Origin of the sequence: Mycobacterium paraffinicum (assembly GCF_001907675.1) — a bacterium.
Taxonomy (GTDB): Bacteria; Actinomycetota; Actinomycetes; order Mycobacteriales; family Mycobacteriaceae; genus Mycobacterium; species Mycobacterium paraffinicum_A.
The window spans coordinates 43,088-66,883 of sequence record NZ_MPNT01000006.1; the positions used below are offsets into that span (position 1 = coordinate 43,088).

Below are 23,796 nucleotides of genomic sequence, written 5' to 3' on the forward strand. Positions count from 1 at the left end.
TCGGCGGCGCAGATCCGATGCCAGCTGGACGTACAGGTGGGCGGGTCTACGACATCAAGGAAGACAGCAACAGCTGCAAACACGCTTGAGATCAATGTGCCGCCGCGCCACGAGCGCAATGCGAAGGCTGGGCTGAGCGACGGTCACTCGACCATTGTGCCACGCCCGCCGGGTGGCTATGTAAGCAGGTCAAATATCGGCTCACGGTGAGCGGAATTCCCGATTAAGCTGGCCGCCCGGGTAAGAAAACCCAGGAAACCGCTGCGGGGTGTCGGCGCGGCGGCCGGGAATCGACCCCGCGGACGGGCACCGCGCGCCGTGGGATGATTTGGCATGGCACTTCGCGAGGAAGCCGTCGAGCTGCCCGACATGCAGCCGGTGGCTGGGCGGCCCTTCGGGATCTACATCCACGTCCCCTTCTGCATAACTCGTTGCGGCTATTGCGATTTCAACACCTACACCCCGGCCGAGTTGGGCGGTGTGAACCCCGACGCCTGGCTGGCGGCGCTCCGAACGGAGTTGAAATTGGCGGCCGGGCGGCTTTCCGGGCCGACCGTGACCACGGTGTTCGTCGGGGGAGGGACGCCGTCACTGCTGGGTGGCGCCCGCGTGGCATCGGTGCTGGACATGGTGCGCGAGCATTTCGCGCTGGCCTCGGATGCCGAGATCACCACCGAAGCCAACCCGGAGTCCGCCTGGCCGGACTTTTTCGACGCCATCCGCGCGGCGGGCTACACGCGGGTGTCGCTCGGTATGCAGTCGGTGTCACCGCGGGTCCTGGGGGTTCTCGACCGCATTCACACGCCGAATCGATCGGCCGCCGCCGCCCGCGAAGCGCTGGACGCCGGCTTCGAACACGTCAGCCTCGACCTGATCTACGGAACGCCGGGGGAATCCGACGACGACCTGCTGCGCTCGGTCGACACCGCGATCGACACCGGCGTCGATCACGTGTCCGCCTACGCGCTGGTCGTTGAGGAAGGCACCGCGCTGGCCCGACGGGTCCGGCGCGGCGAGCTCGCGGCCCCCGACGACGACGTGCTGGCCCATCGCTATGAACTGGTCGATGCCCGGCTGTCCGAAGCCGGAATGTCTTGGTACGAGGTATCCAATTGGGCGCGGCCCGGCGGCGAATGCCGACACAACCTCGGCTACTGGGACAGTGGCCAATGGTGGGGCGCCGGACCGGGAGCTCACGGCTACGTCGGCGCCACGCGGTGGTGGAATGTCAAGCACCCCAATGGCTATGCGGAAAGGCTGGCCGCCGGCGCATTGCCGGTGGGCGGATTCGAGCGCCTCGACGCTGACGCCCTGCACACCGAAGACGTGCTCTTGAAAACCCGTCTGCGGCGGGGTCTTCCGCGCGATGTGCTGAACCCCGCCGAAGGCGAGCGCGCCGAGGGCGCCGTCGCCGATGGCTTGCTGGTGTCCGACGCCGATCGGTTCATCCTCACGCCGCGCGGCCGGCTGCTGGCCGACGCGGTGGTGCGCACCGTGTTGGGGTAGTCCTCAGCTGCTTGGGAACCAATGCGCGACGGCGCGATTGATCTCGATGTACAGCGGGATCCCGACGGAGACGGTGTAGGAGAAGGTCAGGCCGAGCGCGGCCGCCAGAGGCAGGGTGGGGCTCGCTTCGGGGATTCCCAGCCGCTGCACCGCGGGCACGGTGATGTAGGACGCCGCACTGCACAGCACCGCGAACAGGACGTAGGTGCCCGGCTGGAAGTGCGTATCGGTCAGGTTGGCGTAGGCGTAGGCGGCGAGGATCCCGAGCGTCGCAAACAGGTTGGGTGCCAACAAGCCGAAGGCGATAAACCCGCCGCCTGCCAACTTCAGGTCGCGTAGTTTGCGGGACGCCGTCATGCCCATCTCGAGCAGGAACAGGCACAGCACGCCCTGGAACGCGGCGACGAAAAGCTCGTTCTGGTCGTGCACAACCTTCTGGCCCTGCACCGCGCTGACGAACCCGATGGCGATGCCGCCGATGAGCAGAATGAGCCCGGGGTTGAGGAACACTTCCTGCAATATCGCGCGCGACAACAGCGGCGCCTTCTCACGGGCGTTCGCGTCCCACTCGGCATGCTCCTGCTTTTCCAGCGCGAACTCCAGCTCCTGCTCGATTCCGCGCTCGACCCCGTCGCCGACGTCCTCGGCCTGGGCGGCCGCGCCGGGACCGACCCGCGCGGGGGCCGTGTAGCCCGGCTCGTCTGGCATGTACCCGGCTTCGTCCATCCCCCGGTGGCGCAGCCTGGCCACCAGGTACAGGGCCACCAGGCAGCCGGGAATCTCCATGAACGCCAGCAGAACCGGCATGTAGGCGTCGAAGGCGATCTTCACGCTGGTCAGCACAGCGACGCAGGTGGCGAAGGCGCCCGCCGAATCCGACCCGTAGTAGCCGGCGACCGTCGCCCGGTCGACGCGTCGCAGCTGCGTCAGATACCTCAGCAGGACGTAGGTGACCACACCGATCCCGAAATTCAACAACAAGCCCAGCGCGACGAACCCGGTGATGTTGTCGATGTCGGCCGGCTTCACTTTGGCCAGTTCTTCGCCACCCTGCCAGCCGATCGCCACCAGCAGATACATCGTCAAACCCTGGTAAATCACGTACGGGAATTCGAACCGCACCCTCAGGATCGGGATGAGGAACCCGAAGTAGAAGAACAGCAGGACCGGCTTCAACAGACTGTGGATGAAGTTCTGCCACATCTCGTAAAGCACGGGCGCCTCCTGGCGACGCAGTTCGGCCCAGCGGGTGGCAGCAAGCGACTCGCAGCGCCCCCGAACCTAGTGGAAACCCGCAGGCTTGAGCGAGTCGACTCAACTCGTCTTTACGAACAATTAACAACCGGCCGGTTTGGGGCCCGGGCCCGGCCCGTCAAAGGAGCTGTCGCCCATTATGATTCGCCGGTCCCGGTGACCGCGCGGCTGGCGTAACTAGAACCAGTGCGAGATCAGCCGGTTGACCTCGATGTACAGCGGGATCCCGATGGTGACGTTGTAGGAGAACGTCAAACCGAGCGATGCCGCAAGCGGCAGGGTGGGGCTGGCCTCCGGGATCGCCAGTCGCTGGACCGCTGGGACGGCGATGTAGGACGCCGCGCCGCAGAGCACCGCGAAAAGGACGTAGGTGCCCGGCTTGAAATCTGCGTGCGTGAGCGACGAGTAGATGTGGGCGACCAGAATGCCAAGCGGGGCAAAGATATTCGGCGCCAACACGCCGAAGACGATGAACCCGATTCCGGCGGTGCGCAGGTCCTTCAACTTCCGGGAGGCCGTCATGCCCATCTCGAGCAAGAACAGACACAGCACGCCCTGGAACGCCATCACGAAGAACCTGTCGTCGTCGGCGACCACCTTCTGCCCCTGCAGACCACTGACCAGGCCGATGATGATGCCGCCCATGAGCAGGACCAGCCCCGGGTTGAGGAACACCTCTTGGAACAGCTCCCGCGAAAAGATCGGCACTCGCTTGCCCTTCGGGCGGGGCGGGCTCTGGTCGGGCTCCCAGTCCGGGTGGTCGAGCTTCTCCAGGGAAAACTCCAGCTCCTCTTCGATGCCGCGCTCGTGCTCGGCCGCGAGGCTCTGGCCGTGCGGCGGCTTGGCCGCGGTGCCGGGTCCGACCGAAACCCTCACCGGCGCCGTGTAGCCCGGTTCGTCGACCATGTTCCCCGCCGCGTCCATGCCGCGGTGACGCAACCGCGCCACCAGGTACAGGGCCACCAGACAGCCGGGGATCTCCATGACCGCCAACATGACCGGCATGTAGGCGTTGAATGCCATGCCGACGGCCGTCAGCACGGCCACGCAGGTGGCGAACGTTCCCGCCGAGTCTGACCCGTAATAGCCGGCCACGGTCGCTCGGTCGACTCGTCGAAGGGAGGTCAGCCAATTCAGCAAAAGGTAGGCGATGCCGCCGATCACGAAGTTCAGCACGAAGCCCAACACCATGAAGCCCACGATCATCCCGATGCTGCCCGCGCCGATCTTGGCCAGCTCTTCGCCCCCGTGCCAGCCGATGGCCAGCAGCAGGTACATCGTCAGGCCCTGATAGATCACGTAGGGAAATTCGAAGCGCACCTTCAGGATCGGAATCAGAAAACCGAAGTAGAAAAACAGCAGGAGCGGCTTGAACAGATTGTGGGTAAAGTTCTGCCAAAACTCTTGCAGCATTTGATGCCTCCCTCGATGAGTGCGGTGATCAGGGAAAGCACCGTCCGCAAGCGGAGCCACCACGAACATCCCGACGACCGTGGAAAACCTATCCCTGGCGATCTCAAACCGCCACTCGAATGCAAAGCTTGATGCACAGGCGTGTTGACTCCCTGCCGGCGCGCCGAAGTCGGGCAAAACCGCAGCTCAGAGGCTTGCTGCCGGTGGCCTTACGCCCGCGCGGCGCTGGCGCGGTAGGCGTGGATTTGGTGGGAATATGCTGTGCATTTGCTGTGGGGCGGGCACAGGAATCAGCGGCCCGACGAAATGACGGAAGGCCTGACCCCCACGCCCTTCTTGCGGTGCGTCACCGACAGCCATGCCATTGGCGAGTAATAGGTGGTGATTTCCTCTAGGCCGTCGACCCGGGAGACCGTGAGCACGCCGGTCTCTTGGTTGATTTCGAGCCCGTCGCTTTCGCTGCCCTGGATCTCTTCGCCGTTCGCCAGCCGGATCACGAACATGGCGTGGCTCTCCAACCAAGACGCCCGTGCGCACCGGAGTCCACTGCCACTCCTTTACTCACGCCGCTGGCGCCTGCCGGACCACCGCATCCAATTAAATCTCTCGGCCAGCGGGTTCGCACGGTCTCGCCCAGAGTCTAGGAGACGTCACGTCGCTCTGGACGCAGGGAGCTCCGCCGGCGCGCGCCCGTCGCGCGCTGTCTACCTGCGATAAGTGGCAGGCGTCCGAGTCAGGGGGTTCGATGTGCGGCACGAGCGGGACGGGCCGGCGCCCTGACTCAGCGAACGTTTTAGCAGGATCGGCCGGATTTGCCGGGCCGCTGCGAGGATAGGTTGCGTGTTCCTAGATAGGTTAGGCTACATTTACTAACCGTGACCGAGGTCAGCGTTCAGACGAGTTCCCCCGGCTCCGCGTCATCGCCGATTCCGCTTCCGGCACACGTCCACCCGGCCGACCTGGCCGCCGAGCTGGCCACGCGGTTGCCGGAACACGCGGGCGAGGAGTACCTGGTCTACGAGCGCGGTGGGCAATGGGTGCTGGCCAGCGGTGTGCGCGCGATGATCGAGCTCGACAGCGACGAGATGCGGGTTATCCGGGACGGCGTGACTCAGCGCCAACAGTGGTCGGGGCGGCCCGGACCGGTCCTGGGCGAAGCGGTTGACAGGCTGTTGCTGGAGACCGACCAGCTCTTCGGTTGGATCGCCTTCGAGTTCGGCGTCTACCGCTACGGGCTGCAGCAACGGTTGGCACCAAGAACCCCGCTGGCTCGCGTGTTCTGGCCGCGCACTCGCATCGTGGTGACCCGGGAACAGGTCGAATTCTGGGGAGCGACCGCATCGCATCGTGACACGGTCCTTGGCTTGCTGGGCGACGGCCTCCCCGAGATGCGCCAGGCGCGCCCCGTCGACGTCATTGCCGACCCGTCCGGCTATCGCAGTCGGGTGGCATCGGCCGTCGGCGAGATCGCTGGCGGTCGCTACCACAAGGTGATCCTGTCCCGTTCTCTGGAAGTGCCTTTCCCCCTGGACTTTCCGTCCACTTACCGGCTCGGTCGTCGCCACAACACCCCGGTGCGGTCGTTCCTGCTGCGCCTGGGTGGAATTCGCGCTGTCGGTTATAGCCCCGAGCTTGTCGCGGCGGTCCGTGACGACGGCACCGTGGTGACCGAGCCGCTGGCGGGCACCCGCGCGCTGGGACGCGGTGTGGCGCGCGACCGGCAGGCGCGCGACGACCTGGAATCCAACTCCAAAGAGATTGTGGAGCACGCGATCTCGGTGCGCAGCTCGCTGCAGGAGATGACCGAGATCACCGAACCCGGCAGTGCGGTAGTCACGGACTTCATGACGGTGCGCGAGCGCGGCAGCGTGCAGCACCTCGGCTCAACGGTCAGTGGACGGCTGGGTCCGGCGAATGACCGGATGGATGCGCTGGAAGCGCTCTTCCCGGCGGTCACCGCGTCGGGTATCCCGAAGGCGGGGGGCGTCGAAGCCATCCTGCGCCTCGACGAGGGGCCGCGTGGGCTCTATTCGGGAGCGGTCGTGATGTTTTCGGCCGACGGAGGCCTGGACGCGGCGCTGTCGCTACGGGCGGCATACGAACGCGACGGCAAGACGTGGTTGCGCGCGGGGGCGGGGATCATCGAAGCGTCCACTCCCGAGCGCGAATTCGAAGAGACCTGCGAAAAGCTATCCACGCTCGCGCCCTATCTCGTTGCGCGGCAATAGCGCCGTCCGTCGCGAGCCGCTGTGAGCGGCGTCCCTTCGGGGTAAGGACCTTTGGCCCTAGTTGGTCCAGTTTCTCGCGTGTCATCTTTGTGTAACCGAATGACACAGATACATTGTGCGTTACTTCACGGCACAGATAACTGGAGGGCTTCGTGTCCAAGGACCTGACTAACCTGCAGCTACTTTGTGAGCTCGAGCCCGTGGTCGAGGGCCTGCTCAACCGCCACCTTTCGATGTTCAAAGAGTGGAATCCGCACGACTACGTCCCGTGGTCGGACGGCAAGAACTTCTACGCCCTGGATGGTCAGGACTGGGAGCCCGGGCAGAGCCGACTGCCCGACGTCGCGCAGGTGGCAATGGTGCAAAACCTCCTGACCGAGGACAATTTGCCGTCTTATCACCGCGAGATCGCGATGAACTTCAGCATGGACGGACCGTGGGGACAGTGGGTTAACAGGTGGACGGCCGAGGAGGCCCGGCACAGCACGGCGCTGCGCGACTACCTGGTTGTCACCCGCGCCGTCGACCCGGTGGCGCTGGAGCAGCTACGGCTAGAGCAAATGACCAGGGGCTTCAGCCCGGGGCAGAACCAACAGGGCGACATGTTTGCCGAGAGCCTGTTCGACTCGGTCATGTACGTCTCGTTTCAGGAGCTGGCCACCCGGGTCTCGCACCGCAACACCGGTAAGGCCTCACAAGAGCCCATCGCCGAGCAGCTGATGGCTCGCGTCTCGCACGACGAAAACCTGCACATGATCTTCTACCGGGACGTCAGCGCGGCGGGTCTGGACATCGCGCCGAACCAGGCGATGAAGTCGGTGCACAAGATCTTGCGAAACTTCAAGATGCCGGGATTCACGGTGCCGGAATTCCGGCGCAAGGCGGTGATCATCGCCGTCGGCGGCGTCTATGACCCGCGCATCCACCTCGACGAGGTGGTGATGCCCGTGCTCAGGAAGTGGCGCATCTTCGAACGCGAGGACTTCACCGGCGATGCCGCGCGGATGCGCGACGATCTCGCCGTCCTGGTCAAGGAGCTCGAGCAGGCTTCCGACAAGTTCGACGAATCCAAGCAGCGCTATCTCGAGCGTGAGGCCCGCAAGACCGAAAGAATCACGGCCCGCAAGGTGCTTCAAACGGAAGGCACGCTGACTTTGAGCGGCCACTGACGAGGTCCTGGCGCTGGCGGGGTCCTATCTCACCCGGCCTGACGGTTTGAACCCCAGCTGGGCGGGGAATTCCTGGGTCCCCCTCATATTGCGAAGATCAGGAAGTCCCATGCTTAGCGCACGTATCGACCGTTTCAAAGAAGATTGGTTTCTGTTTCTGGGCAAACTAGCCGCCGTGTCCACACCGCCGCTGGGCATCATCTACGGCTTTGCCAATCGTCACGACGCGCGCGATCCCGCGAGCCAGGTCGTCCCCACCGCGGGACAACTCGCTCACCGGCCCAGACTCATTGCGTAGCCCGTCACTTTCGACACGCAGACCAACCGGTTGGCAACGCCGCTCAAGCCCCGTCGGCAGTCGCGTTGGATTCCAGATACTCGGCGAGTATGTGGCTCACCAGTGACTCGATATTCGACTCGATCGACGACGCGAGCGTGGCGGTGACCGTCGCCACGGCCTGGGTTCGAAAGCGCACCAGCATGGTTATCAGCTCGGCGATCTCGGCATCCGCGGGCAGGGGCTCGCCCGGCTTGATGCGATCCAGCACATGTTCGGCGCCGGCACGCACCAGCATGTCGCTGATCTTGTCGATCTCGGGCACGATCTGCTCGTGTAGATCGACAAGCTTCTCCAATTTGACGCCGTAGCCGCGAATTTCGTTGAACGCCTCGATCAACTTGGGACGGGTGACAGTGGCGCGCGGGCCGTCGACCCGGATTACCTGCAGCGCTACCAGCCGGTCGAACGCGTCCGGGTCGTCGACGAGTCGCTGCGCGTCGGCCAGGGGCATGGTCTCCGGTTTCTCGGTGGTCCAGGGCCCCGCGAGGGCCGTCTCCAGACCCAGCACATCGCCCAGGTTCTTGCCCTGCTCCCAGGCGCTGAGCATTTCGCGCACGTGCGCGATGTTGTATCCGCGATCGAGCATCGAGGTGATGAGCCGCAGCCGGGTCAGGTGGGTGTCGTTGAACAGCGCGATGCGGCCGACCCGCAACGGCGGGGGGAGCAAGCCGCGGTCACGGTAGACCCGGATGTTGCGCGTCGTCGTGCCGGCCAGCCTGGCCAGGTCGTCGATCCGGTACTCGCCGGACGCGGACACCTCTTGGGGGTGGCGGACCGCGGCGTCGAAAAGCTGCGAGACCGCCGTCTCGATCAACTGCCGGTACTCCCGCGACTGGCGCCGAACGCGCTTGGGCGCACGTCGCACGTTGTGCAGCACGCTGGCGATGGTGCCCGGTTCGGGTCTTGAAGAACGATCGAGCGGGCGGTCCGGTGCCATGCGTCAGCCCGACGCTGCGGCAAGCGCCCGGGCGTTGCGCGCCACCGCTTGGTAGTCCCCGTAGCGGAAATCCCTCATCTGGCGAAGATACTGCGTCGCGAAGCCGGGGTACATCGACCCGTTGTATCCGTCGCGGGTGAGGTACCAGCTGCGGCAACCGGACATCCATGTCGTCTTGGTGAGGCGGCGCTGGAGGCTGTCGTTATGACGGCGCTGGACCTCTTCGCGCACATCGAGGTAGCGCAGGTCGTTGTCGAGGATGGCGGTGATGCCGCGCACCGCGTACTCGAGCTGACCCTCGATGTAGACCAGCAGCGAGTTGTGGCCCGGCCCGGAGTTCGGCCCGGTCATGACGAACAGATTCGGATACCCGTGCACGCTGATGCTCTTGTAAGCCTGTGCGCCGTCGGCCCATTCGTCGGCCAGCGAGCGGCCGTCGAGCCCGGTGACCGCAAAGGGCGGTCCGGTCAGGTGGACGTCGTAGCCGGTGGCGAACACGATGCAGTCGAGGTGATGTTCGATGCCATCGCTGGTGCGGATGCCAGCCGGGCTCAGGGTGGCGATCGGCCAGTCGATGAGCTTGCAATTGTCGCGTTGCAGGGCAGGGTAGTAGTCGCTGGAGACCAGCATGCGCTTGCAGCCTGGGCGGAAGTCCGGTGTCAGCTGGCGCCGCAGCCACGGGTCCTTCACCTGAGCGCGTAGGTGTGCCCGCCCCAGGCGGGCGGCCAACGAGGTCAGCGGCGTGTCCCACACCAGAGCCGTTGCGCTGGCCTCGTGGCCCCAGAACAACGCCTGTCGCGCAAGCTGTTGGGCGGCAGGCACTTTGGCGAACAGAGCCTGCACGGCCGGCGGGGTGGCGGCATCCAGGCGCGGCAGCACCCAGCAGGGAGTGCGCTGGAACACCTTGACGAACCCAGCCTGCTTAACCAGCTCGGGGATGATCTGGATGGCGCTCGCACCCGTGCCGACGACGGCGACCCGCTTGCCCGCGAAATCGTAGTCGTGGTCCCAGCGGGCGCTGTGAATCTTGTGTCCGCGATAGGTGTCCAGGCCCCGGATGTCGGGGAAGCTGACGTCCGACAGCGGCCCCGAGGCCAGCACGACGGTGCGGGCGCGGAACCGCTTGCGGCGTTTGGTGGTTGCGGTCCAGATCCCGCTGCCCTGGTCGAAGCTGAGCCCGCTGACCTCTTCGCCGAATCGGATGTGGCGGCGGATGTCGAATCTGGTCGCCATGTCTTCGAGATGGCGGCAAATCTCCGGGGCGGGGGAGTAGGTGCGCGACCAGGTGGGGTTCTTGACGAACGAGTACGAATACAGCAGCGAGGGGACGTCACAGCTCGCGCCAGGATACGTGGTGTCGCGCCAGGTTCCACCGACCCGGTCGCCGCGTTCCAGGATCACGATGTCGTCGACTCCGGCGTCGGCCAATCGGATCGCCGCTCCCAGCCCGGTGAAGCCGGCTCCGATGATGAGCACCGCGTGGGCGCGGTCGTCTGCCATGGTCACGCCGCCGGCTTGTAGGTGAGCTCCTTGAACCAGCTGGGAACCGGTTTGAGAAGAGGCGTGGGATAGCGGTCGGACAGCCACACCATGGAATTGGCCAGCAGGTGGTACGGGTGGGCGGGGTTGACGACCATCGCTGCGTGCCGCTTGAGCAGTTGGTAAGCCGGCACCCGCGAGGTACGCGCGCCCCGCTCGCCGAGCTGTTTGAAGCGTTTGACCGCGTTGTACAGGCGCTCGGGCTCCATGCCCATCCCGGCCATCTCGTTGCGGACCCGATTGAGCAACGGGATGTACATGAGGGTGCCGACGATCACGCCCGGCGACGCGATGGTGCCGACGAATTCGATGGCCAGTTTGCGCGCCTTCGCGTGGCCGATCATATCGAGCACCGCGAAATCGACGGCGATGTGGCGTGATTCGTCGTTGTTGATCTTCTCGAAGACCTGATGGCACACCGGGTCGTCCACGGTGTCGAGCAAGAACTTCAGCAGAGCGCCGTCGAGGGCGACCTCGAGCATCGGTATGACGGTGCCCAGCACGGACAGCGGCATGTCGTCGGAGTAGGTGTCGAGCCACTGGATCGCGAGCCGGATGTTGACGTTCGGCTTGGGAACTTCGCCGTCGTCAAGCATTCCCCAGCGCTTCATCAGCGCCATCTCGGCGTTGGCGTGCCGCTGCTCCTCGGCGTGGAAATACCGGTAGATCTCGGCCAGCGTCGGGTCGGGCGCCTTCTTCGCCAGCGCTGCGAATCCGCGGGCGCCCACGTTCTCGATCCAGCACAGGTCGGCCATGAAAGCCTTGAGCTTAGGCCGGAATTCGGGCCGGATGGTGTCGGCGCCGGGCGCGTCCCAATCGATATCGGCGAGCGCCCATTGCCGATCTTTGATCTTGGCGAGCATTGCCTCCATGTCGATGGCCATCGGGAGCTCCTTTGCATCGGGTGATCAGGGCAGATTGATTCGCGATACCGCCCCGGCGGCGCGCGTATAGGACTGCGGGGCCAGGCGTTTGATACTCCAGCCGATCTTGGCGTCGAGTTGCGGCATGCAGTACAGGTCGCCGCGGTCGTGTGCGTCCAGGCAGATCCGCGCGACTTTTTCCGCGGAGAATCCGGTCCAGCGCATCAACTTGTTGGCCAGCTCGCTGGACTCCTCGCTGATGCGGCCGGACTCGACGATGTTGGTCTTGACGAAGGTCGGGCACAGCACGGTGACGCGCACCCCCGTGCCGGCCAATTCGGCGGCCAGTGTTTCCGAGAGCGACAGGACGCCGGCCTTGCTGACGTTGTAGGCGGCCATGCCCGGGGCCGCGCCGAACGCCGCGGCGGAGGCGACGTTGATGATGCCGCGGGGAGCGTGCGACCGACCGGCTTCCCGAAGCATCGGGGTGAACACGTGGCAGCCGTGGATGGGTCCCCATAGGTTGATCCCCAAGGTCCACACCCAATCTTCCAGCGGCGTATCGCCGATGGCGGCACCGCCGGCGCCGACGCCCGCGTTGTTGACCACCAGCGTTGGTGGCCCGGAGAACCAGGCCTGTGATTGCTCGGCCAGCTGCTGTACATCCTCGAATCTTGAGACATCGCAACGGATCACGGTGGCCTTGGCGCCCCGTTCGGTGATCGCGTCGGCCGTCCGTTGGGCGGCGGCTTCGTCGATGTCGCTGCAGACGACCGCGCCGCCACGACGCCCGAGTTCGGCGGCGAAGGCCGCCCCGATGCCGCTTCCCGCGCCGGTCACCACCGCCGACGCGCCGCGGCTGGTCTTCGACCTGCCCAGCAGCCTGTCCAGCATGTCAGTGCACCTCCCCGGCCAGGACACGCGCGTCTTGCAACGCATGCGCGACGAAGCGCGCGACGTAGGCCACGGCCCTGGCGGCTTCGGGCGTCAGTCGGGGCAAGGCCTGAAAGACGTGGACCTGGTGCGGCCAGATCTGGAGTTCGCACCGGCCGCCCGCGGCCCGGATGTCGGCGGCGAGCTGACGCGCGTCGTCTTGAAGCATTTCGGCGCCGCCGGCCTGGATGAGGGTGGGCGGAAGCGGCGGGCCGGCCGCCACATTCAGCGTCAACCGCTGGTGGGTGGGGTCGACGCCGGCGTGGTACATGCCCACCAGGCGCGCCGCGTTGGCGGCCCGGATCGCGGGATCGCGACGCATCCGTTCGCGGGCGACGGAGCGCGCGAAGGTGATGTCGTACAGCGGGGAGAACAGCGCGAGGGCGGCTGGCTGATCGGCGACGACCTCGGATTGGAGTAACAGGTCGACGGCCAGGTGACCGCCCGCCGAATCCCCGGCGATCACGATCCGTTTCGGCGAGATGTTGCAGGTTCGCACCAGCCAGTCCCAGCCCGCCCGGACGTCGTCGGCCGCGGCGGGGAAGCGATGGCGTGGCGCGAGCCGGTAATTGATGCAGAAGACGGGCAAGCCGGTCAGCGACGACAGCCAGGATGTGAAGCGCCGGTGCGTCTTTGGCGAGCACACGGCGTAACCGCTGCCGTGCACGTAGTAGATCGCTCCCACAGTTGTGGATGCCCGCCGGATCTCACTCGTCGGCGTGCGCGGCCCGTACACCCATTCGCCCTTGATGCGGCGACCGTCGGGCAGAGTGGTATCGACGTATTCGACGCGGGTGCCCGCCAGCGAGGGCCCGAATGCTCCCATGATTCTGGCGATGATTTGGCGCGACAGCCACAAACCCCATGCCCGTTCGGGCGGGATCATGCCGGTGACCGGCCGCAGAGTGTAAGCACTTATCGCCGCCGCAGCGCGGGACCGCAATGACCCGCGAGTCGGAACATCGTCCGCCATGCAACGCAGTCAATACTAAATGGTGACATTAGTCAATGGCAGTTTCTGCGATCGAGCGGATCCGCCGTGCCTGGGCTGCGGCCGGCCGGGTTGTCGGACATGACCTTCCGGCACTTGGACTGTCGATCACCGGGATTGGCGCCGGCCGGCGATCGCCGATGCCGGCTGCGATGACTAGTTCTCGATATTGCGCCCTTGGTCTGATGGCAAGCTGAACGTCAGGCGGTCGACCGTGGCGTCATGCTCTTCGAGCGTGCGACGTGACAGCGCGCTGCTTGGTCGGTTCGCAACTCACTCGAAGGCGATGACGCCGCGGATGTTCTTGCCGGCGCGAAGGTCTTTCATGGCCTCGTTGATGTCGTCGAGCTTGTACTTCTGCGTGACCAGCTCGTCGAGCTTGATCAGGCCCGCCTCGTACATCGATAGCAGCTTGGGCATGGCTTCGCGCGGGTTCATCTCGCCGTAGAGCGCCCCTTTGAAGGTCTTGCAGGAATTGACCATGTCGCCGAGGGCCATCGGCACCATCATGTCGGTGATCTTGGCCATCCCGGTCAGCACACAGGTTCCGCCTTTGCGCAACAACATCATCGCCGTAAAGATCAGGTCCGCGGGGACGACCCCAGGTGTGAGAACGACACGATCGGCCATGACTCCCCAGGTGATCTCCTTGACCAGTTCCACCGCCGCACCGGCGTCGACAGCGGTGTGGGTGGCGCCGAACGTCGGCGCGACCTCACGCTTGAACTCGTTGGGGTCGACGGCGACGATGTGCTTGGCGCCCGCGACCTTGGCGCCCTGCACCGCGTTCATGCCGATTCCACCGACACCTATGACAACGACTGTGTCGCCCACTCCAGTACCTGCCGCGACGGATCCCGATCCGAAACCCGTTGTCACACCGCAGGACACCAGCGAAGCAGCATCCAGGGGGATCCAGTCGTTCACTTTCACCAGCGAACGCTCGGACGCCACCACGTACTCGGAGAAGGTGCCGACCTGCATCATCGCCATCAGGTCCTCGTCGCCGAGGTGGCGGCGCCGGGTGCCGTCGGTGGTCATTGCCTTGCTGTAGATGTCTGCGCCGACGTCGCACAGGTAGGTGTACCCGGTGGCGCACCATCGGCAGCTGCCGCAGGCGGGTAGAAATGAGATGGCCACGTGGTCACCGGGTTTGAGCGTCTTCACCCCGGGGCCGACCTCTTCGACGACACCGGAGCCCTCGTGGCCGCCGAGCATCGGGAACCACTCAGGCACCGGAATACCCGAAGCCCGCATCATTTCTTCCATCTCCGCGGTCGGCACGCTGTCGCCGGTATAGAAGTGCTCGTCAGAGTGACAGACCCCCGCGTAGGCCATCCTGACCAAAACTTCGCCCGTATGCGGCGGGTCCAGCTCGACTTCCGTGACTTCCCAATCGACACCGACACCGCGCAACACCGCTGCTTTGGACTTCATTGTCTCTCTTTCGTTGGGGTCCGGTCAGGAGGCCGGCCAGCCGACGGTCTTTGTCTCGGTGAAGATCTCGAGCCCCTCGATCCCGCACTGACGGCCGACGCCGGACTGCTTGTAGCCGCCGAACGGTGCGTCGGCGCCGTACCAGAGGCCGCCGTTGATGCCCAGGGTGCCGGTTCTGATCCGGCTCGCCACGGACTTGGCGCGGTCGAGATCATTGGCGAACACCACACCGGACAGGCCATAGATCGATTCGTTGGCGATGCGTACGGCGTCGTCGTCACCGTCGAACCCGATGACGGACAGCACCGGTCCGAAGATCTCCTCCTGGGCGATCGTCATCTTGTTGTCGACGTTGGCGAACACGGTCGGCTCGACGTAATAGCCCTTCGGGAGGTGCTTGGGCACCCCGCCGCCCGTGACCAGTCGGGCACCTTCCCGCTTGCCCTTCTCGATATAGCCGAGCACCCGGTCGTGCTGCTTCTTGGAAACCAATGGACCCTGCAGCACGGACGGATCCGTCGGGTCACCGTATTTGTTGTTCTCCATCGCTGTCTTGACGGTTTCGACGGCCTCGTCGTAACGGGAGTTGGGCACCAGCAGGCGGGTCGGCATCGCACAACCCTGCCCGGCATGCATGCAGATGAACGCGCTGCCGCCGACGGCGCCGCCGATGTCACCATCCTCGTCGAGGACCAAGTACACGGACTTGCCGCCGAGTTCGAGGAAGGTGGGCTTGACTGTCTCGGCGGCGGCGGCCATGATGCGCCTGCCGGTGGCGGTCGATCCGGTAAACGCCACCATATCGACGAGCGGCGACGTCGAAATCACCTCGCCGACAAGGTGATCAGACGACGGGACGATGTTGATCACGCCGGGGGGAATGTCCGTGTGCTCGGCGATGATCCGGCCGATCCGGGTTGCGTTCCACGGTGTGTCCGGTGCGGGCTTGAGCACGCACGTGTTGCCCATCGCCAGGATGGGGCCGATCTTGTTGAGGATGATTTCGAAAGGGAAGTTCCACGGAGTGATGACGCCGACGACGCCTATCGGCTCTTTCCAGACTTCGCGCGTCGTAAGGGTGCCCATGCCGAACGCGTCCTTGTCGGGAAGCGAACGCTTCCACGCGAATTCGCTGATCATGTCCGCGGGCCAGGTAAGGGCTTCCCTGAGCGGTACATCGAGCTGCGGTCCGTAAGTGGACAGCACGGGACAGCCGACTTCGGCGACGAGTTCGGATCGGATGTCCTCGCGTTCGGCCTCGAGCGCCGCTTGTAGTTGCCGGAGCCCGGCGGCACGGAGATCGCCGTTGCGCGCCCAATCGGTGTTGTCGAACGCGTGCCGAGCCGCGGCGATGGCGCGTTCCATATCGGCGCGGGTCCCGTCGCTGGTGGCGCCGATGATCTCTTCGGTCGCCGGGTTGACGTTTTCGAAATGTCGCCCGGTCACGGATTCGACGAGCTTGCCATCGATGAGCATTCGCGATTCGTGGTTCACCATTTGCGAAGTTCCTTCACTGCGTCGGAGGTGCGCGGGGCAAGTGTCAGGTAGGGGATGAAACTGCTTTTTCCGCAACGGATCACGGAATTGACCACATCGGTCAGATGCTCGACGTCGATCAACCCACCAAGCATGTACTTGTTTTCCATCCAATATCGGATGGCCGCCTCCAACGCGTCGGGATCCCAGGCCTTGTTGAACTCGGTCTGCGCGTCACCGCTGCCGCCGAGACTATCGCCCACCGCGAGGCGGGTGAAGCCGATCTCCGGATGTTCGATGCGCCACGCCTCGACGAGCTTGTCCAACGCGCCCTTCGTCACGGCGTAGGCGCCGAGCATCGGCCACGGAGTTGTATAGGACGCACTCAGCGACGACAGGTATACGGCCGAGCCCGCCGTTGCCGCCAGGTGTGGCGCGGCGGCCGCCGTGACGAGCGAAGCCCCGGTGACGTTGGTGGCGAACAGCTGCGCCCATTGTTCCGCCGTCACCTCACGCAGTGGCGCGAGCACGCCCATGCCGGTCGTGTACACCAGGGCATCGAGACCGCCCAGCGCGCCGACCACTTCGGACATCGCCTCGTGGCAGGTGTCGGAATTGGTGACGTCGCACGCCACGGCCACGGCTCCGTTGCCCGCTTCCTTAGCCGCGTCGACCAACCTGTCGTATCGACGCGCCAACAGCGCGACGTGCGCGCCCCGGTGTGCGAGCCCGATTCCGATGCACCGGCCCAGACCCGAGGAGGCGCCCACGACCGCGACTCGCAACGGGCGTTGTCCGTTGTCAGACATCGAGCTTGGCGCTCATCGTGCCGAGGGTTGCGCCCGCGGTGCGTTCCGAGCCGGCGGGGCGGCGGATGACCCGGGGCGCCGCGTCCGCGTACTTGGGTGGAAGCCTGCCATCGAACAGGTTCGGCGGCTCCACCAAGTGGTCGTCGACGCTTACCAAGATCATGTCTTCGGGCTGCATGGGTCTCCTTGCGCACAGAGGTTGAGAACGAGGCTATCAGCTAAGCAGAGGAACTATTTCGATTTACGGAAATATGCATTTCCACAACGGTGGCGCGGCCCGCACGAGTTCGCTTCAACGTTCAGCGCCGCGGCATCGTGTGAGGTTCGACGGCGAAAGAGAGCAGAAGCCGGTCGAGGATCTTGGCGGCCCGACGACGCGCCCTATTGGGGTTTGCGGAGTGCGCGACCAGAAGCGAGGCCTCCTCGAGCGCGGCGACAAGCATGTGCGTCAGCTCGCCGACGGGTTGATCGTCGATGATGCCCTCGGCGATCGCTTCGCGGACCACCTCGTTGATGAGGGCGATGCTGTTGCCCTCCTGGATTTCACGCAGGGTCTGCCAGCCCAGTACCACCGGTCCGTCGACGAGTATCACCCGCTGCACCGCGGGCTCCTGTGCGGCTTCGAGAAATCCGTGCAATCCGCGCGTGAGTCGTTCCCAGGCGTCCGCGCCCGGCGGGGGAGCGGCGATGGAGCGGAGGGTGAGATCGTTTTCGACATCTTCGAATACGGCTCGAAACAGCTCGGCCTTGTCCTTGAAGTGGTGGTAGAAGGCGCCGCGCGTCCCGACGCCCGACCTCGTCACGATGTCGCTGATGCTCGTGTTGAAGAATCCGTGTTCGACGAACAGTTCGCGACCCGCGTCGATCAGGTCACGGCGGGTCTGCTCGCCCCGGGCGCGTCGATCCTCGTCCGCCCCGCCGCGCTTCGCCATGCCGAGATCGTAGCAACCTTCAGCTTGAATGTTGAGTGCCGGCCCGGGCCGTCTCAGCGCACGATCCCGCGAACCGTCATGAGACCTAGTTCGGCGTGGGACTTGAAGCCCGGCTGGGCGTCGCAGATGGCGGGGATAGAGTTCACCGGTTCCATCGCGGTCCAGGCGTAGCCGATGTAGCCGGGCTTCGCGTGCTCTCGGGCTTCCTGGCTGCCCCGCAGGATCAGCTCGGTGCCTGGGTCGCCCTCGATCACCACGCGGTAGTGGTAGTACGGCTCCCAATCGGGCTTCGGGTCGATGGCGTCGTGTTCGATGAACGAGTAGAGCTCGTGCAGCGTGATGAACGGCCTGCCGTCCACCCACGCCGTCCAGAGGTGGTGTTGGGATGCGACAGTGCCCTCCTTGATCACACCCTTAAGGCCTGGCATGTCCATGTCCGGCGTCCCCTCATAGGGGATGTCGCGGGTGGCCATGCCCAGCTCCACGTCCGTCGTGAACTTCTCCACCGTTTTGCCCAGCCCCTCGACCACCATGGTCAGGGACTGCGCGAACAACGACCACGCGTCTTGGAAGAGATTGCCCTTTGCGAACTCGGTCGGGGTTTTGCCGAAACCCATCTCGTCCAAGTACTTCAACGTGTCCTTGTTGAAGTTCACCGCCTCGTAGATGTGGATGTGGTCGGTCTTGCCGACGATCCGCGCCAACGTCAGGACTAGCAGGTCCGCCGCGTATCCGGGGTGGATGCCGCCTCCGTGGAACGAGGTACCGCCGTCTTGGCACGCCGCTTCGATCTTGTCGATGTCCGCGCTGTTGGTTTCGGTCCGATGCCACCACGCTCCGCCCGAGGCGACGACGCTCTTTCCGCCGCGGAGCAGGCGGCAGATCTCGTCGACGTCGGACCAGAGTGGTGCATAGAAAACGCAGTCGGCGTCGAGGGCCTCCAGGGCAGATTTGTCGGTCGTTGCCAGCACGCCGATCGGCGCCACCCCGACGAGCTCGCCCACGTCTTTGCCGACTTTTTCCTGACGATTGCAGAGCACTCCGACGACTTCGTAGAGGGGGTTGTGTGCGAAGTGGCGCAGCGCCAGCGTCCCGACATTGCCCATGCCCCACTGGATCACGCGATACTTCTTCTCGACAGCCAGCGCGCGGGATTCCAGCGGTGATGCGAGCGTCATTGCGTCTCCTTCGGGCGGCCCCTTCGAAAGGTACACCCCCGAAAGGGCAGATATGCCGGTTATGTAAACCACTGTTTCCGGTTTGCGGATAGGGATGCGCATCGGCCTGGACAACCTTCATCCGGTATGTTGCCGCTATGCCAGACGACGAGGCTCGCGCGTACGGGTCGGTTGCTCCCCTGAAAGTCGGCCTGCTGAACGACTATCCGACCACCGGGGACACCAACGATGACAGCCTCGACGCACTGCGCCTGGTGATGGACGAAGCCGTGTCATCCGGGCTGGTCGATCGACCGATCGAACTGTGCATGCGCAACGTGGTTGGCTTGCCCAACGGTACCTACGCCGCGGTCGAGAGGGCCTTCGACGAGCTGGTGGCCGAGGGCTGTCTGGCCATCTACGGTCCGTGGGTATCGGACAATGTGGTGCCGCTGCGTTCCCACGTCGAGGCCACCGCTCGCGTTCCGATCGTCACCCTGTCGGGATCGGAGGGCGCGCTGGGCGAGTGGTGCTTTGCGCTGAACAACGGCTCGATGCCGGAGGAGCCGGTTATGCTCGCCGGGGTGATGATCGGGGACGGCCGATCGCGGATCGCCATCGCCTACGAGTCGTCGTTGATCGGCAAGGAGTATCTTGCGTTCGCTCAGAGGGCTTACGACGCAGCGGGTTTGAAGGTCGTCGCCACCGTGGCGATTCCCCAGGTGGAGGCCGACAAGTCGGAGGCGGTCGCCGCGTTGCGCGCAGCCGCCCCCGACGCTCTGGTGCATGTGGGATTTGGGCACGGCCTGTGGGGGTTTACGGACGCGCTGCTGGCTGCGGGCTGGGACCCCCCGCGGTACACGACGACGGCCTTCGAATTGGCGCACATCAACGCGGAGTGGAGGCGGCAGCTGTCCGGCTGGATTGGTCTGGACAGCTACGACGAGCGCAACGCCGTCGGTCAGGCCTTCCTGGACCGCTTCGAAGCCAGATACGGTCGTCGGCCCGCACATTCCATGCCCGGGCTGTCGCACGATGCGGCCACCGTGATCGTGCGCGGCCTCGCGGCGGCGCGCCCGCTCACCGGGGAGGGAGTGAAGAACGGGATCGAGCAGGTCAAGCTCATCCCGTCGGCCAGCGGCGCTCCGGGGACATTTTTGCGGTTCGGCCGGTTCATCCGGCAGGGCTGGATGGGATCCGATTATCTCGTCGCCCGCAGGGTGCTGCCGGACGGCAGTGCGCACGTCTTCCACGCGGCGCCAAGCGACCACATCGCCCGCGCGGTCGCGCGCGCCTCACGCTAGTTGGATCGCGCCGAATACCGGAGCGGTCACGATGCCGGGCGGTTGGGCAAGCACGTACGGGATCGCGCGAATCGCGCCCATCGCGATCATCAGGTGGCCCGGCATGGCGTGCTGACCGGGTTGCGCCGAGCCATCGAATCCCACATCGAGCTGCAGTTCGAAGCTCGGCTGGCCCTTGATGACCGCGCGGATCAGGGGCGCTTTTTCACCGGGCGCCAGCGGAGCCATGCCCCACTGGGGGAGGTCGCGGGTGAGGACCCATTCCTCGTGAATGGCCAGCAGCGGACGCCCAGAAAAGTGCCCGACCCACGAGAATCGCTGTCCGACAACCGTTCCCGCCTCGATGGTGCCGGCGAGTACTTCGATGTCGTGTGGCAGGGTGGTGGCGTCGACCGCCACGTCGATGTGCGACAGGGTGATCCCGAGGACGTCGGCCGTGGCATTGAGCGCCTGGCGATAGGCCATGTCGAGCTTTTTGATGATCGGGGAATCGATGCTGACGTCTTCCGGTGGTCTGCCCATGCCCATGAGGTCGACCAGCATCGGCCGGCTGTCCACGGCCGAAACGTCGGTCGCCTCGTAGAGATCGATGCGGTCGATCGTCTTGCTCAGCCCCGTCACCGTGGCAACCAGTCGCTCGAACATGAACCCGGGGTTCTCGCCCGCGGCGTGGAACCGCGACCCGCCCTGCCGGCAGGCGTCGATGAACGCCGATTCAGTCTCCGCGCCGTAGCTGGGTAAGTGGTTATACGACGTGGTCGTGATGACGGTGCTCCCGGCGGCCAACAGACGGCAGATGTCCTCGGCGTTCGTCTCGATGGCGTGTGCCTTGCTGGCCGTGTGCACGACGACGTCGGCGCCCAGTGCGACGATCTCGTCCTTGTCCGCCGTGGCGATCACGCCGGTCGTCGGCGGGAGACCACAAAGCTCGCCCGCGTCGAGCCCGGTTTTCGCCGGGTCGTAGACCAGGACCCCCACCAGCTGATAACGGGGATTCTCGATAAGCTCTTGCAGCGCCGCCCGGCCCACGGCGCCGGTCGCCCACTGCACCACTCGAATAACCAATCGGACGCTCCAGGTTGCGCTTTCGGGATGTTGCAGAGCTTCTGGTCCATCCAACCTACATCATGTAGGTTTGCAACCGACAAGATGTAGGTTGACGGGCTGACGAGGTGGCACGTGACGGAGCCGACGGTTAAGGACGACATCGACCAGCGCATCCGCGAGGCGCAGGAGAAGTTCAACGCCGGGATGGGCGCCGACGGTGACGCCACCCCGTACCCGCTGCTGCGCGAGTTGCGTCAAAAGGCGCCCGTTCATCCCGGCTGGCCGGAGATGGGCGTCCCGCGCGACGGGCCCGAGGGCAGGCAGACGTTCACGGCGTACTCGTTCGACGCCGTCAAGGCCGTGTTCACCGACAACATCACGTTCAGCACCCGCATCTACGAGGATATGGTGCGGCCGCTGCAGGGTCCGACGATCCTGGAGATGCAGGAGCCCGAACATGCGATCTACCGGCGCCTGCACGAATTCGCGTTCGCCAAGTCCTCGATGAAACGCTGGGACGCGGAACTCGTTGGGCCGCTGGTAGATCGTACGATCGCGAAGATTCGCGACCACAAACGCGCCAACCTGGTAGACGCGGTGTTCATGCCGATCCCGGTCCGGATCATCGCGGCCCTTCTCGGGTTGCCCGAGTCCGACATCGGCGAGTTTCACCGGCTGGCCATCGACCTGCTGGGCTTTCGCGCCGACATGGAGACCGCCATGAAAGCGTCGGCGGAGATGAAGGAGTACTTCATCGGCGTGCTCGCCGACCGACGCAAGTCGCCGAAGGACGACATGGTGACCATCCTGTCGCAGGCCGAAATCGACGGCGTCAAGATGTCCGACGAGCAAATCTACGGATTCATGCGCAATCTCCTGCCCGCCGGGGCGGAGACCACGTCGCGATCGACAGCGAGCCTCGCGCTGGCCCTACTGACCCACACCGACCAACTCGACGCCGTGCGCGCCGACCGCAGCCTGTTGCCACAGGCGATCGAGGAGGGCATCCGGTGGGAGACGCCGCTGCTGAATTTCATCCGGGAGGTCAGCACCGACACCGAATTCTTCGGGCTCAAGATCCCGAAAGGATCGACGATGATGGTGAACCTCGGTAGCGCCAATCATGACGAGACGCGTTGGCCGGACCCGGAGTCGTTCAACATCTTCCGCGAGCGCAAGCCGCACATCGGGTTCGGTCACGGAGCACACCTGTGTCTGGGAATGCACTTGGCACGGTTGGAGAGCACCAAGTTCTTCAACGCGCTGTTTGACGCATTGCCGGGTTTGCGGCTCGACCCCGCCGCCCCGCCGCCCTATGTGAGCGGCACGATGTTCCGTTCGCCGCCGCGGCTCGACGTGGTATGGGATTGAGGTTTGTCTGACATGACTCGCGTGATCCAATGGGCGACCGGGGTTACCGGCATGATGTCGCTGCGTCACGTCTTGGGCAGGCCGGGCCTGGAACTGGTCGGCGTGCGGGTGTACGACCCGGCCAAAGCCGGGCTTGACGCGGGCACGTTGTGCGGGTTGCCGGAATCAGGGGTGCTGACGTCCGCCGATCGGGACGCCATCATCGGTACCGATGCCGATGTGGTGCTCTACATGGGCAAGGTGGAGACCGATACGCCCGGCTGCTTTGCCGATGTCTGCGATCTTTTGGCGGCGGGCAAGAACGTGGTGGCCACCGGTAGCCGGTTCATCCATCCCCGCTCGCTGCACGCATCGCTGGCCGACGGTATTGAAAACGCTTGTCGTGCGGGCGGTTCGTCATTTCTCGGGCTCGGCCTCTATCCGGGCTTCGTCGGCGAGTCGCTGGCACCGATCTTGTCGCGGCTCACCGAGCGCGCCGACCGGATCAATGTGCGGGAGGTGCTGAACTACTCGACCTACGCCAGCCACGATCTCATTTTCAATGCGATGGGCTTCGGCCATGCGCCGGACGACACCACCCCGTTGCTGACCAACACCGACTACGCGGCGAGCGCATGGATCGGCAGCGCGACGGTCCTCGCGCAGGCCCTCGGGCTTGAGATTCGATCCGTCGAGGGATTCCGGGAAGTCGCGACCACGCCAAGGGCGCTCACAGTCGCGGCGGGGGAGATCCCCGCAGGAACCGTAGGCGCCATGCGTTTTGGTGTGGTGGTCGACTGCGGCGAAACCACACTCGCCGTTGAGCACCTAACCCGCATGGCCGACGATCTGGCCCCCGACTGGCCGACGGAGATCGGTTATGCGGTGACTTTCGAGGGCAAGCCCAACATGAGTTTCCATCTCGTGATCGGCTCCCACAACGAGGATCACGCCGAGCAAGGCTGCCTGGCCACTGCCATGCACGCCATCAACGCCATCCCGGCCGTGATCGCGGCCGAGTCGGGGCTCTACGACCTTTCGACGATCACCCCGTTCGTCGCGCACTGGACCGAACGTGGCGTGGTGTCGCGAACCTGAGTCGCAGTCGAGT

At 65.1% G+C, this 23,796-nt stretch carries 22 protein-coding genes and 1 pseudogene; 7 read left to right on the plus strand and 16 right to left on the minus strand.

All coding sequences use genetic code 11. From position 1 onward, the window contains the following. Window positions 1–54 precede the first annotated feature (54 nt). Window positions 55–147: an Ms4527A family Cys-rich leader peptide gene (locus tag BRW65_RS32880; RefSeq protein ID WP_368664890.1), complete on the minus strand. Its 93-nt coding sequence runs from the start codon at window positions 145–147 to the stop codon at window positions 55–57. Between the two features lie 186 nt (window positions 148–333). Between BRW65_RS32880 and hemW the strand changes: the two genes are divergently transcribed. Further along, entirely contained in the window at window positions 334–1,506 is a 1,173-nt protein-coding gene (hemW, locus tag BRW65_RS08780; RefSeq protein WP_073873602.1) for a radical SAM family heme chaperone HemW, read from the plus strand. A 3-nt stretch (window positions 1,507–1,509) separates the two neighbouring features. Here hemW and BRW65_RS08785 read toward each other — a convergent pair whose 3' ends face one another. The 3 genes from BRW65_RS08785 to BRW65_RS08795 form a co-directional block, all read right to left on the minus strand. Further along, the gene (locus BRW65_RS08785; RefSeq protein WP_073873604.1) at window positions 1,510–2,721 is read right to left on the minus strand and encodes a sodium-dependent bicarbonate transport family permease; all 1,212 of its coding nucleotides are present in this window, start codon (window positions 2,719–2,721) and stop codon (window positions 1,510–1,512) included. 216 nt (window positions 2,722–2,937) lie between these two features. Beyond that, the gene (locus BRW65_RS08790; RefSeq protein ID WP_073873606.1) at window positions 2,938–4,173 is read right to left on the minus strand and encodes a sodium-dependent bicarbonate transport family permease; all 1,236 of its coding nucleotides are present in this window, start codon (window positions 4,171–4,173) and stop codon (window positions 2,938–2,940) included. A gap of 290 nt (window positions 4,174–4,463) precedes the next feature. Then, entirely contained in the window at window positions 4,464–4,676 is a 213-nt protein-coding gene (locus BRW65_RS08795) for a hypothetical protein (protein WP_073873608.1), read from the minus strand. 372 nt (window positions 4,677–5,048) lie between these two features. Between BRW65_RS08795 and BRW65_RS08800 the strand changes: the two genes are divergently transcribed. The 3 genes from BRW65_RS08800 to BRW65_RS32635 all read left to right on the plus strand — a co-directional run bounded on the left by BRW65_RS08800 (window position 5,049) and on the right by BRW65_RS32635 (window position 7,868). Next, a complete protein-coding gene (locus tag BRW65_RS08800) occupies window positions 5,049–6,401 on the plus strand; it encodes a salicylate synthase (RefSeq protein WP_073873610.1) in 1,353 nt (450 codons plus the stop codon). 152 nt (window positions 6,402–6,553) lie between these two features. Further along, window positions 6,554–7,570 carry an acyl-ACP desaturase gene (locus BRW65_RS08805; protein WP_073873612.1) on the plus strand — a complete coding sequence of 339 codons (1,017 nt, stop codon included), beginning with the start codon at window positions 6,554–6,556 and terminating at the stop codon, window positions 7,568–7,570. A gap of 175 nt (window positions 7,571–7,745) precedes the next feature. Continuing rightward, window positions 7,746–7,868: a hypothetical protein gene (locus tag BRW65_RS32635; RefSeq protein WP_279627656.1), complete on the plus strand. Its 123-nt coding sequence runs from the start codon at window positions 7,746–7,748 to the stop codon at window positions 7,866–7,868. 43 nt (window positions 7,869–7,911) lie between these two features. Here BRW65_RS32635 and BRW65_RS08815 read toward each other — a convergent pair whose 3' ends face one another. From BRW65_RS08815 to BRW65_RS08865, 11 genes and pseudogenes are all read right to left on the minus strand, one after another. After that, on the minus strand, window positions 7,912–8,847 hold the full coding sequence (locus BRW65_RS08815; RefSeq protein WP_073873616.1) for a MerR family transcriptional regulator: 936 nt from the start codon (window positions 8,845–8,847) through the stop codon (window positions 7,912–7,914). A 3-nt stretch (window positions 8,848–8,850) separates the two neighbouring features. Then, the gene (locus tag BRW65_RS08820) at window positions 8,851–10,353 is read right to left on the minus strand and encodes a flavin-containing monooxygenase (protein WP_073873618.1); all 1,503 of its coding nucleotides are present in this window, start codon (window positions 10,351–10,353) and stop codon (window positions 8,851–8,853) included. After that, window positions 10,350–11,270, minus strand: coding sequence for a reductase (locus BRW65_RS08825; RefSeq protein ID WP_073873620.1), 921 nt, complete (start codon window positions 11,268–11,270; stop codon window positions 10,350–10,352). Before BRW65_RS08825 ends, BRW65_RS08820 begins: the two co-directional genes overlap by 4 nt. Before the next feature lie 24 nt (window positions 11,271–11,294). Further along, the gene (locus tag BRW65_RS08830) at window positions 11,295–12,143 is read right to left on the minus strand and encodes an SDR family NAD(P)-dependent oxidoreductase (protein WP_073873622.1); all 849 of its coding nucleotides are present in this window, start codon (window positions 12,141–12,143) and stop codon (window positions 11,295–11,297) included. 1 nt (window position 12,144) lies between these two features. Continuing rightward, window positions 12,145–13,155, minus strand: coding sequence for an alpha/beta hydrolase (locus BRW65_RS08835; RefSeq protein ID WP_084187774.1), 1,011 nt, complete (start codon window positions 13,153–13,155; stop codon window positions 12,145–12,147). Between the two features lie 291 nt (window positions 13,156–13,446). Further along, the gene (locus tag BRW65_RS08840) at window positions 13,447–14,610 is read right to left on the minus strand and encodes an NDMA-dependent alcohol dehydrogenase (protein ID WP_073873625.1); all 1,164 of its coding nucleotides are present in this window, start codon (window positions 14,608–14,610) and stop codon (window positions 13,447–13,449) included. Window positions 14,611–14,634: 24 nt separating this feature from the next. Beyond that, window positions 14,635–16,107 (minus strand): aldehyde dehydrogenase family protein, encoded by a 1,473-nt coding sequence (locus tag BRW65_RS08845; RefSeq protein WP_073873627.1) that lies wholly within the window; start codon window positions 16,105–16,107, stop codon window positions 14,635–14,637. After that, complete coding sequence (locus BRW65_RS08850; RefSeq protein WP_073873629.1) at window positions 16,101–16,895, minus strand: SDR family oxidoreductase; 795 nt, start codon at window positions 16,893–16,895, stop codon at window positions 16,101–16,103. The genes BRW65_RS08845 and BRW65_RS08850 overlap by 7 nt, the downstream gene beginning before the upstream one ends. Window positions 16,896–16,938: 43 nt before the next feature. Continuing rightward, window positions 16,939–17,073 (minus strand): annotated as a pseudogene (locus tag BRW65_RS08855) (amidohydrolase family protein); the annotation flags it as partial. A gap of 121 nt (window positions 17,074–17,194) precedes the next feature. Beyond that, window positions 17,195–17,827: a TetR/AcrR family transcriptional regulator gene (locus BRW65_RS08860; RefSeq protein WP_073873633.1), complete on the minus strand. Its 633-nt coding sequence runs from the start codon at window positions 17,825–17,827 to the stop codon at window positions 17,195–17,197. Between the two features lie 53 nt (window positions 17,828–17,880). After that, window positions 17,881–19,005, minus strand: coding sequence for an NAD(P)H-dependent amine dehydrogenase family protein (locus tag BRW65_RS08865; RefSeq protein ID WP_073873635.1), 1,125 nt, complete (start codon window positions 19,003–19,005; stop codon window positions 17,881–17,883). 137 nt (window positions 19,006–19,142) lie between these two features. Here BRW65_RS08865 and BRW65_RS08870 point away from each other — a divergent pair, with 137 nt between their 5' ends. After that, a complete protein-coding gene (locus BRW65_RS08870) occupies window positions 19,143–20,288 on the plus strand; it encodes an ABC transporter substrate-binding protein (protein ID WP_073873637.1) in 1,146 nt (381 codons plus the stop codon). Here BRW65_RS08870 and BRW65_RS08875 read toward each other — a convergent pair. Then, a complete protein-coding gene (locus BRW65_RS08875; protein ID WP_073873902.1) occupies window positions 20,280–21,338 on the minus strand; it encodes an NAD(P)H-dependent amine dehydrogenase family protein in 1,059 nt (352 codons plus the stop codon). The genes BRW65_RS08870 and BRW65_RS08875 overlap by 9 nt on opposite strands. 129 nt (window positions 21,339–21,467) lie before the next feature. On the opposite strand from BRW65_RS08875, the gene BRW65_RS08880 reads away from it, so the two are divergent. Continuing rightward, the gene (locus BRW65_RS08880; protein WP_073873639.1) at window positions 21,468–22,706 is read left to right on the plus strand and encodes a cytochrome P450; all 1,239 of its coding nucleotides are present in this window, start codon (window positions 21,468–21,470) and stop codon (window positions 22,704–22,706) included. 12 nt (window positions 22,707–22,718) lie between these two features. Beyond that, window positions 22,719–23,783: an NAD(P)H-dependent amine dehydrogenase family protein gene (locus BRW65_RS08885; RefSeq protein ID WP_073873641.1), complete on the plus strand. Its 1,065-nt coding sequence runs from the start codon at window positions 22,719–22,721 to the stop codon at window positions 23,781–23,783. Window positions 23,784–23,796: the final 13 nt, after the last annotated feature.

What these genes read in the sequence shown, in the direction of transcription:
- BRW65_RS08815 (WP_073873616.1), bottom strand. Translation starts at nt 8,847, where the DNA reads ATGGCACCGGACCGCCCGCTCGATCGTTCTTCAAGACCCGAACCGGGC.
- BRW65_RS08885 (WP_073873641.1), top strand. Translation starts at nt 22,719, where the DNA reads ATGACTCGCGTGATCCAATGGGCGACCGGGGTTACCGGCATGATGTCG.
- BRW65_RS08795 (WP_073873608.1), bottom strand. Translation starts at nt 4,676, where the DNA reads ATGTTCGTGATCCGGCTGGCGAACGGCGAAGAGATCCAGGGCAGCGAA.
- BRW65_RS08835 (WP_084187774.1), bottom strand. Translation starts at nt 13,155, where the DNA reads ATGGCGGACGATGTTCCGACTCGCGGGTCATTGCGGTCCCGCGCTGCG.
- hemW (WP_073873602.1), top strand. Translation starts at nt 334, where the DNA reads ATGGCACTTCGCGAGGAAGCCGTCGAGCTGCCCGACATGCAGCCGGTG.
- BRW65_RS08840 (WP_073873625.1), bottom strand. Translation starts at nt 14,610, where the DNA reads ATGAAGTCCAAAGCAGCGGTGTTGCGCGGTGTCGGTGTCGATTGGGAA.
- BRW65_RS08870 (WP_073873637.1), top strand. Translation starts at nt 19,143, where the DNA reads ATGCCAGACGACGAGGCTCGCGCGTACGGGTCGGTTGCTCCCCTGAAA.
- BRW65_RS08845 (WP_073873627.1), bottom strand. Translation starts at nt 16,107, where the DNA reads ATGGTGAACCACGAATCGCGAATGCTCATCGATGGCAAGCTCGTCGAA.
- BRW65_RS08860 (WP_073873633.1), bottom strand. Translation starts at nt 17,827, where the DNA reads ATGGCGAAGCGCGGCGGGGCGGACGAGGATCGACGCGCCCGGGGCGAG.
- BRW65_RS08830 (WP_073873622.1), bottom strand. Translation starts at nt 12,143, where the DNA reads ATGCTGGACAGGCTGCTGGGCAGGTCGAAGACCAGCCGCGGCGCGTCG.
- BRW65_RS08865 (WP_073873635.1), bottom strand. Translation starts at nt 19,005, where the DNA reads ATGACGCTCGCATCACCGCTGGAATCCCGCGCGCTGGCTGTCGAGAAG.
- BRW65_RS08790 (WP_073873606.1), bottom strand. Translation starts at nt 4,173, where the DNA reads ATGCTGCAAGAGTTTTGGCAGAACTTTACCCACAATCTGTTCAAGCCG.
- BRW65_RS08850 (WP_073873629.1), bottom strand. Translation starts at nt 16,895, where the DNA reads ATGTCTGACAACGGACAACGCCCGTTGCGAGTCGCGGTCGTGGGCGCC.
- BRW65_RS08825 (WP_073873620.1), bottom strand. Translation starts at nt 11,270, where the DNA reads ATGGCCATCGACATGGAGGCAATGCTCGCCAAGATCAAAGATCGGCAA.